We start from the raw sequence: 11,383 nt of genomic DNA, 5'->3' as shown, positions 1-11,383 counted from the left end.
CACCAACCAAAACTGTCAACACGCCTTTCCAAAAAAAACGCTCAAATCAAAACTTTCTCAAGCAAACCAAACAACCCCTGGGGATAACCCAACAACCACCAGACAAAGAACCCAATGAATACGGGCGGTGCAACCGCACCGCCCGTCAAAAACCGGTCTGTCATGAAAACAGAGAAAGTCCGCGTCAGGCCAGCGTATAGGCCGTCTTCACGGTCGTATAGAATTCAGCGGCATATTTGCCCTGCTCGCGCGGGCCATAGCTTGAGCCCTTGCGCCCGCCGAACGGCACGTGGAAATCCACACCTGCCGTCGGCAGGTTGACCATGACCATGCCAGCTTCGGCATTGCGCTTGAAATGCGTGGCGTGTTTGAGGCTCGTCGTGGCAATACCCGAGGACAGGCCGAACGGCGTATCATTTGCCGTATGCAGCGCTTCCTCGTAATCCTTCACCCGGATCACGCTGGCGACCGGGCCAAAGATTTCCTCGCGGGAAATCCGCATCTGGTTGGTCGCCTCGGTGAACAATGCCGGCTGCAGGTAGAAACCGGGATTATCCCGGGTCAGCCGCTCGCCGCCGAAGGCCAGCCTGGCGCCCTCGGTCTTGCCGATGGCGATATAGTCCTCGTCCTGCTTCAGCTGGCTCTGATCGACCACCGGCCCGACATGGGTTCCGGCTTTCAAGGCGTCATCGACAACGACACTCTTCAGGCGCTCGGTCGCCGCCGCGACAAACCGGTCGTGGATACCCTCGGTGACAATGATGCGCGACGACGCGGTGCAGCGCTGGCCGGTCGAAAAGAAGGCGCTGTTGACGGCGGCTTCCACAGCCACGGTCAGATCCGCATCATCGAGCACGACAAACGGGTTCTTGCCGCCCATCTCCAGCTGGAACTTGCGCATATGTTCGATGGAAGCCGCAGCAACGCGCTTGCCCGTCCCCACCGAACCGGTGAAAGTGATCGCATTGACATCGGCACTGTCCAGAATGGTCTGGCCGACAACCGAACCCTTGCCCATGACGAGGTTGAGCACACCCTTCGGCAGGCCGGCGCGATGCAATATATCGACAATCGCCCAGGAACAGCCGGGAACCAGATCCGCAGGCTTGAAGACCACCGTATTGCCATAGGCGAGTGCCGGCGCAATCTTCCAGGCCGGAATGGCGATGGGGAAATTCCACGGTGTGATGATGCCGACCACGCCCACGGCTTCCCGGGTGATTTCAACACCGATGTTCGGGCGGGCACTGGGGAGAACCTCGCCGGCCAGGCGCAGGACTTCCCCAGCGAAGAAATCAAAGATCTGGGCAGCGCGCACCGTCTCGCCGATACCTTCGGCCAGGGTCTTGCCTTCCTCGCGTGACAACAGCCGGCCGATCTCGTCCTTGCGGGCCGTGATCTCATCGGCGGTCTTGCGCAGGATGGCGTGACGCTCAAGAATGCCGGAGCGCGACCAGGCCGGGAATGCCGCCTTTGCTGCAGCAATGGCGTTCAACGTGTCTTCGGCTGTCGCCCGCGCATATTCGCCAACAACATCATTGGTGTTGGAGGGGTTGATGTTGGCGATCGCATCGCCGCCGATCCACGCGCCGTCGATCAGGTTCTGGTGCACTGTCATGATATATTCTGTCCTTCCTGATGACGGCACCAAGGGCCGCCACACTATGGCCGTCGACCGGCCTTCTCCCGAAATGCTCACGCCGGACAAACCCTCGGCGATACGCCCGGAAGCATCAACGCTCTGTCAAAGGGAAAGTGGCGCCGGACCTTAACATAGGGGAAGGCGGTTTCAATGGACATTTGCCGCATTGCCGATGCGAATGTCAGGCAAAAGCGAGTTGCACCTTCATCGAACGGCTGCGATCGCCCGCGGCCTCAAAGGCCTGCACTGCCTCATCGAGAGTGAAGATGCCGGTGAGCAGCGGCTTCACATCGACAATTTTCCGGCTGATCAGATCAACCGCCAGACCGAACTCCTCGTGGAAGCGGAAGGAGCCGCGCAGATCGATTTCCTTGGAGACGATCAGGTTCTGCGGAATGGCGATGTCCCCACCAAGGCCGAGCTGCATGAGAATGCCGCGCGGACGCAGGACGTCGAGCCCGGCGCGCAGCGCCCGTTCGTTGCCGGATGCCTCGAACATCACATCGAACGAGCCCTTGTTGGCGGAATAGGCTGCCAGTTGCTCCGGATGGTCGGCGACATTGATGGTCCGGTCCGCCCCGATCTCGCGGGCCTTGAGCAGCACCGCATCCATGACATCGGTCGCGACAATCTCCCGGGCACCATGCGCGCGTGCCGCCAGGATGGTCAGCGCTCCGATGGGGCCGCAGCCGGTAATAAGGACGCGCTTGCCAAGCAATGAACCGGCACGCTTGACCGCATGCAGCGTCACCGCAAAGGGTTCGGCAAAGGCCGCCTCGTTGATCGAAACGCCATCCGCCACCCGGTGGCATTGCCAGGCCTCGGCAATCAGCCGCTGGCGGAATGCGCCCTGGATGTGCGGCATGGGCATGGCGCTGCCGTAGAAACGCATGTTGAGACAATGATTCTGCAGCCCTTGCAGGCAATAATCGCACTGGTTGCAGGGACGGCTGGGCGATACCGCCACACGGTCGCCGACGGCAAGACCGCTGACCCCCGCCCCCAATGCCCTGATGGTTCCGGCAATCTCGTGGCCGAGGATCATCGGTTCACGCAGCCGGATCGTGCCGAACCCGCCATGATTGTAATAGTGCAGGTCCGAACCGCATATGCCGCCGGCCTCGATGGCAATATCCACCTGCCCGGCTTCGGGAACACCCGGATCGCGCTCTTCGATGCGCAGGTCCTTTGCCGCGTGGATGACAACAGCCTTCATGCATTCCTCCCCTCGCGCATCATGCCTGCAGCCGCAACGGCCGGGATCATTTTCAGCGCCACAACACCGGAATACTTGCATATGTTATCGATAACATTTATGTCAAGCGGAGAAGGAAGCGATGACATCCCGCAATCGGAATTCCGCAGAACCGGAGGAAACAAAGAATGGCCTATCCATTGTTCAGCCTGGAGGGAAAACGCGCCCTCGTTACGGGATCAAGCCAGGGAATCGGCCTTGCCCTGGCCAAGGGACTGGCTGAACACGGCGCGGAAATCATCATCAACGGCCGCGATGCGGCCAAGGTCGATGCCGCCGTTGCCGAACTGAAGGCAGCGGGCCATAAAGCCCATGCGGCCGCGTTCGACGTGACCAGCCTGGACAGCGTTAAACATGGCATCGACACGATCGAGACAAATATTGGCGCGATTGATATTCTGTTCAACAATGCCGGAATGCAGTTCCGCACACCGCTTGAGGACTTTCCCGAAGACAAGTGGCAGTTGCTGCTGCAGACCAATATTTCCAGTGTCTTTTATGCCGGACAAAGCGTGGCAAAACATATGATCAAGCGCGGGCGTGGAAAAATCATCAATATCGCCTCCGTGCAGAGCGAACTGGCGCGGCCCTCCATCGCGCCATACACCGCGACCAAGGGCGCCGTCCGCAACCTGACGCGCGGCATGTGCACGGACTGGGCCAAATACGGCCTGCAGGTCAACGCCATCGCACCCGGTTATTTCAAGACGCCGCTCAATCAGGCGCTGATCGACAATCCGGAATTCTCCGGCTGGCTGGAAAAGCGCACCCCGGCGGGACGATGGGGCAATGTCGAGGAACTGGTCGGTGCGGCGGTGTTTCTTGCCAGCGACGCGTCATCCTTCGTCAACGGTCAGGTCATCCATGTCGATGGCGGCATCACGGCGTCCCTATGATCAGACTGATCGTCATGGGCGTGAGCGGTTCCGGCAAATCATCGGTCGGCGAGGGCATCGCGGCGGCACTGTCGTTGCCGTTCATCGAAGGCGACGTGCTGCATCCGGAAAGCAATGTGCGGAAAATGTCGGCGGGTATTCCGCTGACCGACGAGGACCGCTGGCCTTGGCTCGACAAGATCGGCGCCGAACTTGCCAAGGCGGAAAATGGTGTCGTGGTGTCCTGCTCCGCACTGAAGAAGATGTATCGCGACCGGCTGCGGCAGGAAGCGGGCGGGACCCTCGCCTTTGTTTTTCTCGATGGCAGCCTGGCAGTCTTGCGCGACCACATGGGCAAGCGCACCGGGCATTTCATGCCTCTGTCCATGCTCGACAGCCAGTTGGCGACGCTGGAATCGCCAACGGGTGAACCACTTGTGTTCACGCAGGATGTCGCGCATCCGATCACACAGATCGTCGAGGCCAGTGTCGAATGGCTGAGAGCCCAGACATTCCGGGATTAATCGGAGAAACCGTCGAGCAGCCGCATCATCTCGGCGGAATCGCGCGCGCCCAGACCGGCGGCGCACAGCAGCCGGTGAATTTCAACGACCTGACCGGTCATCGGCAACGGCGTCTTCGTCTTCAGCGCAAAGGCCTGCAGCGCATCGAGATCCTTCAACATGTTGTCGATGCGCCCGGTCGGCGTGTAATCACGCGCGGCGAACTTCACCATGAACTCCTGCATGATGCGGCCGTCGGCGCGCCCGCCCGCCAAGGCCTGCGGTATCAGCGCCGGATCAACGCCGCCCGCTTCGGCCAGCTTCACCGCCTCGGCAACCGCCTGAAATGCCACGGCACAAAACAGCTGGTTGATCAGCTTCGTCGTCTGCCCCGCCCCGCTCGGCCCCATCAGCGTATAATTGGCGCAGAGGTGACGCATGACCGTCCGGCCGCGCTCGAAGTCGGCGGCATCGCCGCCAGCCATCACGGTCAACCGTCCCGAAAGCGCACCGGGAACACCGCCCGACAGCGGGCAGTCCAGCCATTTCATCCCCGTTGATTCCGCCAGCTTTGCCGCCATATCGGCGGTTTCCTTCGGATCAATCGACGACATATCGATCAGCAGCCTGCCCGCTCCGGCAGCCGCAGCCACGCCATCCGCGCCGAACACGACCGCCCGGACAATATCGGCATGGTTGAGGCTCAGAATGACGAACCGGCTTTGCGCCGTCGCCGCGGCAACCGAAAGTGCCGCCACGGCGCCTTTGGCCACAAGTGCCATCACCTTCGGCGCATCGACGTCAAACACCGTGACCGGATGACCGGTCTCGATGAGCCGCGTCGCAATCGCGGCGCCCATGAGCCCGGCGCCAATAACGGCAATCGTCGGTACGTCGGCCATGGCGGCTCTTCCCCTGTCTATCGCGATATCTGTCAAACAACCGCCGCCGGCAGCGGCTTGCCGGCAAATTGCGCTTCCAGATTGGCAAGCACAAGGTCTGCCATGGCCCGGCGTGTTTCGTGGGTGGCGCTGGCCACGTGCGGCGAAAGCACGACGTTCGTCATGCCGAACAGCGCCTCCGGCACACGCGGCTCGTCCGCGAACACATCAAGCCCGGCTCCCGCAATGGTGCCATGCTGCAAGGCTGCAACGAGAGCGGTTTCGTCGACAAGCGAACCGCGGGCGATATTGATCAGGCTGCCATCGGAGCCAAGTGCTTTCAGCACATCCGCATCAACAACATGTTTTGTTTCTGCAGAGGCCGCCGCCGCAATGATCAGCACATCGCAATTGGCCGCAAGCTCCGCGAGTGTCGGGTAAAATGTATAGGGAACATCCAGCTTGCGGCGCCCCGAATAGGAAATCTGCCCGTCAAAGGCGACAAGGCGCTTGGCGATGGCCTGGCCGATGCGGCCCAGTCCGAAAATACCGTAGCGCCGTCCGGTTACCCGGTGCCCGAGCCCAAGCTCGCCCTTTGGCCAGTTGCCTGCACGAACATGATTGTCGGCCAGAATGAGCTGCCGCGCCAGATTGATGATCAGCCCAAGCGCAAGGTCGGCCACATCGGCGGTCAGAACATCCGGTGTATTGGCAACGCGATAACCGCGCTGGCGCGCCGCGTTCAGGTCGATTTTGTCATAACCGACACCATTGATCGAAACGATTTCCAGCTTGGGCAATTGAGCCGCAAGCTCGGTCGGAACGCCGATATGGCCGCCCGTCACCACACCGCGGATTTTATCCGCATGGGATTTCAGGAAGCCCGGCTGGTCCGTCATCTCGAACCAACGGTGCACGGTATAGTGCCTGGCAAGATCCGCTTCGAGCGCGGGCATCAGCGGGCATAGCTGCAGAATATCGATCGGCATGATCATGGAATTCCCTAATGGATGGATTTACTTGACATCGGCTTTGACGAACTGGCGCAGCTCCGGTGTCTTGGGATCGCTGAACAGCGCCTTCGACGCCCCCTCTTCCCAGATCTTGCCCTGATGCATGAAAATGGTTTTTGTCGCGACCCGGCGGGCAAAAGCCATTTCATGCGTCACCAGGATCATCGTCATCCCGTCACGCGCCAGCTGTTCCATGACGTTGAGCACCTCCTCGGTCAGCTCCGGATCGAGCGCAGACGTCACCTCATCGAACAGCATCACTTTCGGCTGCATGGCGAGGGAGCGGGCAATGGCAACACGCTGCTGCTGGCCGCCGGACAGCTCATCCGGATAGGCATCAAACTTCTCGGATAGTCCGACCAGCTTCAGCACTTTTTCCGCTGTCTCACGGCTCTGCGCCCTGGCAACGTTCTTGACGATCTTCGGCGCCAGCATGATGTTTTCGCCGACACTTAAGTGAGGAAAAAGATTGTAGCTCTGGAAGACGATGCCGACGTCCCGGCGCAGTTCCCGCAGCTGGCGGGGATCGTTGCTCACCGTATGGCCGGCAATCTCGATGCGGCCGGAATTGATCTTTTCCAGGCCGTTGATGCAACGCAACAGAGTGCTCTTGCCAGAGCCCGACCGGCCGATCAGCGCGATCACCTCGCCGCGCTCGACCGTCAGCGAGACACCTTTGAGAACTTCGACCGAGCCGAAGCTTTTATGGACATTTTCAACGATGACTTCTGGCATGGAGTCTCCTTTCCAGCCAACGCGACAGCTGGGACAGCGGATAACAGACGACGAAGTACAGCGCCGCGACCGCAAGAAACACGCGGAAGGGCTGGAACGTCGCATTGTTGATGAGTTGGCCCGCACGGGCGAGTTCGACAAAACCGATGATCGAGGTGATCGACGTGTTCTTGACCACCTGCACGGCAAAGCCGACGGTTGACGGCAACGAGATGCGCAACGCCTGCGGCAGGATCACGTAGCGATATTGCTGCACGCGCGTCATGGCGAGCGATTCGGACGCCTCCCATTGCTGCTTGGGCACGGACTGGATGCAGCCGCGCCAGATCTCGGCGAGATAGCCCGATGCATAGATCGTCATCGAAGCGCCCGCTGCCACGAGAGGCGGCAGCTGCAGCCCGGCGAGGCTCAGCCCGTAGTAGGACAGGAACAGGATCATCAGCACCGGGATGCCCTGGATGATCTGGATATAGGTTGCGGCCACTATCCTCAGCCACTTGTGCGTGGATGTGCGGGCGAGCGCGATGACGAAGCCGACAATGCCGCCGCCGCTGAGCGCAATGATGGTCAGCACGACCGTCCACAGGAGCGCCGAGACGAGAAAGCCGAATTCGCTGAAGCCGAAGGTCCGGAGAATCATGCCTGCACCTCCGGAAGAGCGATCGCGGTTCGCCGCGCCACGCGGCGGCCGAACAGCCACAGTCCGATCATGGCCAGCACGCCGCGCAAGGCGAGCGCCAGTGCCAGATAGATGAGCGTCACGACAATGTAGACTTCGAATGAGCGGAAACTCTGCGATTCGATGAAGGCGGCCGATGCCGCGAGCTCCTTTGTCGAGATGGCCGAACAGACCGACGATGCCAGCATCATCAGGACAAACTGGCTGCACAATGCCGGATAGACCTTGGCAATGGCCGGCATGATGATGACATGGCGGTAAATCTGCAGCCGCGTGAAACCCAGTGCCTCACCCGCCTCGATCTGCGATTTGTGAATGGATTCGATGCCGGCGCGGATGATCTCGGTGGAATAGGCGGCGAGATTGATGGTCATGCCGATCAGGGCTGCTGTCACCGCACTGACGCGCAATCCGAGCCCCGGCAGGCCGAAATAGACAATGAAGAGCTGCACGAGAAACGGCGTGTTGCGGATGATCTCGACATAGGCATCAACGAGAATACGGCCGATACCAGGCTTCATCGAGCGGACCGACGCCAGCACGATACCGGCGGCACAGCCAAGAATGATCGATGCCACGGAAAGCTTGATCGTCATCCATATGCCGGCCAGAATTTCATTCTGGTATTGGGCGATGACGCCAAACTGGAAGGTGTAGGACATCTCCGGTCTCCATTGGAAAATGGCACCGGGCAGGTCTTGCCCGGTGAACCGATTGAGCGGCAGATCAGAAGGATGGCAGCTGCGGCATGGGCTGGCCCGTCCACTTGACCGCAATGGCATCGAGCTCGCCGGAGTTCTTCATCAGGTAAATCGCCGTGTTGAGCCATTGGCGCATTTCGAAATCCTGCAGCGCCGTTGCCATGGAGTTTCCCTGGCGAAAGAAGGTGAAACCGACCTGCAAACCGGCATCGGGCAACTGCTTCAACACCGCATCGGCCACCGTCGACGGCAGCGCGACCGCATCGACCTGTCCGGCGATCAGCGCCTGGGCTGTCGTCGAATCATCTTCATAGACCACAAGCTCAAGACCCGGCACGGCCACTTTGCGCAAGGCGGCTTCCTGGGACGACCCGCGATTGACCGCGACACGCTTGCCGCTGAGTTCGGAGAGCGCGGCGAATTTCTGGTCCTTACCGGAAACAATAACCATGTTGAAGGCGCTGTAGGGCTGGGTGAACATGACCGTCTTGGCGCGTTCGCCCGTCGGTGCGAGCGTCGCAATGAGGAAATCGACCTTGCCGGTCTGCAGCGCCGGAATGCGCGATGGCGGTGTCAGCGGCACAAGTTCCGCCTTCACGCCGAGATAACCGGCGATCAGGTTGGCGACATCAACGTCATAACCCGTGGGATTGCCCTTCTCGTCGACCATGCCCATCGGCGGCGCCCCGGTGAGCACGCCGATTCGGACGGTGCCGCGCGAGGTGATGTCGTTCAGCGTGACCGCATTGGCATCGACTGCCGAAAACAGCCCTGCAGCGGCAAGGCCGACGGCCGCGATCATCACGCGCAATGATTTTGAAATACCCATTCTTGTCTCCTCCACTTGTCGTCTTGTCCATGATTCCGGCAATGCCTCCCGAGCATCACCCGCCAGTCTCAGTGTGTATCAATTGTTCTCGATAACATTCCCATTCAATCGGTTGATCCCGCAATACTCGCTGCGTGTCTTCGACAGCAATCCGTTCAAAAGCATCAATCCGCAGCCCGTTCAAACCATTCGGCAACATTCCCTGACGGCTTGTCAATTTTGCTGCTTGTTTTTCCAATCAAGCATGTTATCGGTATCATTACAAGTGGCAAGGCGAAAATGCCACGCTGAAGACGCTAGGAGGATTCATGTTCACCCGGTCGGCCATTTTTGAGGGAACGATTCGCAAAGGCCAGGAAGAGGCCTTCTTTCGAATGGTGGAGGAGCGATTGCTGCCCGTCTGGAAGCGCATGCCGAATGCCCAGGCGGTGCGCGTCATGCGCATGGTTGATTCGGACCCTGATTCGCCTGATATCGCCATGGTCCAGGAAATCGACTACCCCACGATGGATGCCGTGAAGGAAGCTCTCGCCTCTCCGGTACGCCTCGAAGGCCGGGCCATCACCGATGAAATGATGCGCATGTTTGACGGCCGTTTCTACCACGTGGTTTACAACAGGATCGCCCCGAAGTAACTGATTCGGAACAGACAGGACCGAACCGTGCCGCCATCTTCGCCCAAAGCCACCATGCACGACGTTTCCCGCCTCGCCGGCGTGTCGAAGATGACTGTCTCGCGGGTGCTGGCGGACCCTGACCTGGTTTCCGAATCAACACGAAACCGCGTGATGAAAGCCATCGAGCAGCTGAGCTACGTGCCGGACCGGGTGGCGGGCAGCCTTTCTTCCCGGCGCACCAATTTCATCACGGCGATTCTCCCGACACTCACCAACTCCAATTTCGCCGATACCGCGCAGGGTCTTGCCGAGGCCATGCGCCCGGCCGATTATCAGCTCCTCATCGGCTACACCATGTACCGGCTGGAGGAAGAAGAGCGAATCATCCGTGCCATGCTGGCCCGGCGGCCCGATGCAATCGTGGTTGCCGGGACCACCCACACCAAAGCGGCAAACGAAATGATGCTGCGGGCGGGCATTCCGATCGTTGAAATCTGGGATACACCGCAACATCCGATCGACCACGCGGTCGGCTTTTCCAATTATGAAGTGGGCCGCGCCGCAGCGCTGCACCTCCTCGCATTGGGGCACCGGCGAATCGGAGCACTCGGATCCAGGATGGACGGCGATGCGAAGGATTTGCGCGGCGAATCACGGCTTGCCGGCTTTACCTCGGTGCTGCGCGAGGCTGGCCTCGGCGATGAACTGGTGATTCGCGAAGGGCTGGCGCCGGTTTCCTACGATCATGGTGCCCTCACCCTCGGCATATTGCTGGAACGGGCACCGGATGTGCAGGCAATCTTTGCCGTTTCCGACATTTCCGCCGTCGGCGCGCTGATGGAATGTCACAGGCGCGGTATCAAAGTGCCCGGCGATCTCTCGCTGATGGGTTTTGGCGATTTCGATATTGCCCGGCAATGCGTTCCGGCGATCACGACGATTCGCATTGATGCCGAACAGATCGGCCGTAGAACGGGAGAACTGCTGCTGCAGGTTCTCGATCGCAGCACCGCCCCCGACTATACACCGGCAGCGGCGGTCAATGTCGGGTTCGAACTGGTGACGCGTGGCACGACGGCACCCGCAGGAAAATCGCGTTAGCCGGCTGCATTCGCGGCCAGCCGTTGATCGAGTTCGGCCAGATCGCGGATAAACCAGAGGCTGCGCCCGCGATTCGTCTCATAGACAAAGTCGCGCAGTGGCTTGCTTGTGTCTGTCCATGCGGAGATATCGCCGAGTATCGCCAGGCGAACCTGATAATTGACGAATTTCTGGATGACTTCTCCGGCAATCCGGGTTTTGAGGTCGAGAAAATCACCGCCCAGCCGGGAAACCGGAATAACGGCAAGCGTCGCATCGCGCGCCCAGGTCTCGCTGAGAAAAGTATTGGCATCCTGCGCTGCGGCAAGTTTTTCGCCGTCTCCGGCAAACAGGAGAACGCGCACGCCATGCATCTCGATTATCTCGTCGCTCATCTGCCGGTCATTCCTTTGGCTGCCCCTATGGACAATGACAAATTACCGCCGCAGCAAACCGGTGCAATAGTTATTCAGGTTGAGCTGAATGAAAGTTTGATGCTTTCTGAAGCTTTATAAGCCGACGAATATATTGCAGCACAGGGGTAGCGAACTTCAGGCGCTCCTGTTTTTGCGC

The 11,383-nt window shown here is 60.0% G+C and carries 14 protein-coding genes; 5 read left to right on the top strand and 9 right to left on the bottom strand.

Annotated features, from left to right (window positions below):
• Window positions 1-200, top strand: a 200-nt coding sequence (locus tag C5750_RS26770) for a hypothetical protein (RefSeq protein WP_210203314.1), incomplete at its 5' end; no start/stop codon positions are given.
• Here the strand turns inward: C5750_RS26770 and C5750_RS26100 are convergent.
• Window positions 185-1,618, bottom strand: coding sequence for an aldehyde dehydrogenase family protein (locus tag C5750_RS26100; RefSeq protein ID WP_105738306.1), 1,434 nt, complete (start codon window positions 1,616-1,618; stop codon window positions 185-187). The genes C5750_RS26770 and C5750_RS26100 overlap by 16 nt on opposite strands.
• 205 nt (window positions 1,619-1,823) lie before the next feature.
• Complete coding sequence (locus C5750_RS26095) at window positions 1,824-2,858, bottom strand: L-idonate 5-dehydrogenase (RefSeq protein WP_105738305.1); 1,035 nt, start codon at window positions 2,856-2,858, stop codon at window positions 1,824-1,826.
• Between the two features lie 167 nt (window positions 2,859-3,025).
• Here C5750_RS26095 and C5750_RS26090 point away from each other — a divergent pair, with 167 nt between their 5' ends.
• A complete protein-coding gene (locus C5750_RS26090; protein WP_105738304.1) occupies window positions 3,026-3,793 on the top strand; it encodes an SDR family oxidoreductase in 768 nt (255 codons plus the stop codon).
• Window positions 3,790-4,296, top strand: a complete 507-nt coding sequence (locus tag C5750_RS26085) for a gluconokinase (protein WP_105738303.1) — start codon at window positions 3,790-3,792, stop codon at window positions 4,294-4,296. Before C5750_RS26090 ends, C5750_RS26085 begins: the two co-directional genes overlap by 4 nt.
• Here C5750_RS26085 and C5750_RS26080 read toward each other — a convergent pair.
• The 6 genes from C5750_RS26080 to C5750_RS26055 all read right to left on the bottom strand — a co-directional run bounded on the left by C5750_RS26080 (window position 4,293) and on the right by C5750_RS26055 (window position 9,113).
• Window positions 4,293-5,177, bottom strand: coding sequence for an NAD(P)-dependent oxidoreductase (locus C5750_RS26080; protein ID WP_105738302.1), 885 nt, complete (start codon window positions 5,175-5,177; stop codon window positions 4,293-4,295). The two genes, C5750_RS26085 and C5750_RS26080, sit on opposite strands and share 4 nt — an antisense overlap.
• Window positions 5,178-5,209: 32 nt before the next feature.
• A complete protein-coding gene (locus tag C5750_RS26075) occupies window positions 5,210-6,145 on the bottom strand; it encodes a 2-hydroxyacid dehydrogenase (protein WP_105738308.1) in 936 nt (311 codons plus the stop codon).
• A 27-nt stretch (window positions 6,146-6,172) separates the two neighbouring features.
• On the bottom strand, window positions 6,173-6,904 hold the full coding sequence (locus C5750_RS26070) for an amino acid ABC transporter ATP-binding protein (protein ID WP_105738301.1): 732 nt from the start codon (window positions 6,902-6,904) through the stop codon (window positions 6,173-6,175).
• Entirely contained in the window at window positions 6,885-7,544 is a 660-nt protein-coding gene (locus C5750_RS26065; RefSeq protein WP_105738300.1) for an amino acid ABC transporter permease, read from the bottom strand. Before C5750_RS26065 ends, C5750_RS26070 begins: the two co-directional genes overlap by 20 nt.
• Window positions 7,541-8,245, bottom strand: a complete 705-nt coding sequence (locus C5750_RS26060) for an amino acid ABC transporter permease (RefSeq protein WP_105738299.1) — start codon at window positions 8,243-8,245, stop codon at window positions 7,541-7,543. Before C5750_RS26060 ends, C5750_RS26065 begins: the two co-directional genes overlap by 4 nt.
• Window positions 8,246-8,309: 64 nt before the next feature.
• Window positions 8,310-9,113 carry a transporter substrate-binding domain-containing protein gene (locus C5750_RS26055; protein ID WP_105738298.1) on the bottom strand — a complete coding sequence of 268 codons (804 nt, stop codon included), beginning with the start codon at window positions 9,111-9,113 and terminating at the stop codon, window positions 8,310-8,312.
• 308 nt (window positions 9,114-9,421) lie between these two features.
• Between C5750_RS26055 and C5750_RS26050 the strand changes: the two genes are divergently transcribed.
• Both C5750_RS26050 and C5750_RS26045 read left to right on the top strand, forming a co-directional pair.
• Window positions 9,422-9,748 carry a hypothetical protein gene (locus C5750_RS26050; protein WP_105738297.1) on the top strand — a complete coding sequence of 109 codons (327 nt, stop codon included), beginning with the start codon at window positions 9,422-9,424 and terminating at the stop codon, window positions 9,746-9,748.
• Window positions 9,749-9,802: 54 nt separating this feature from the next.
• Window positions 9,803-10,831 (top strand): LacI family DNA-binding transcriptional regulator, encoded by a 1,029-nt coding sequence (locus C5750_RS26045; protein ID WP_105738307.1) that lies wholly within the window; start codon window positions 9,803-9,805, stop codon window positions 10,829-10,831.
• Here the strand turns inward: C5750_RS26045 and C5750_RS26040 are convergent.
• On the bottom strand, window positions 10,828-11,205 hold the full coding sequence (locus tag C5750_RS26040) for a DUF4180 domain-containing protein (RefSeq protein ID WP_105738296.1): 378 nt from the start codon (window positions 11,203-11,205) through the stop codon (window positions 10,828-10,830). The two genes, C5750_RS26045 and C5750_RS26040, sit on opposite strands and share 4 nt — an antisense overlap.
• Window positions 11,206-11,383 lie beyond the last annotated feature (178 nt).

Source organism: Phyllobacterium myrsinacearum, from assembly GCF_002980555.1.
Taxonomy (GTDB): Bacteria; Pseudomonadota; Alphaproteobacteria; order Rhizobiales; family Rhizobiaceae; genus Phyllobacterium; species Phyllobacterium myrsinacearum.
This window is presented reverse-complemented; position numbering and strand designations above follow the sequence as displayed.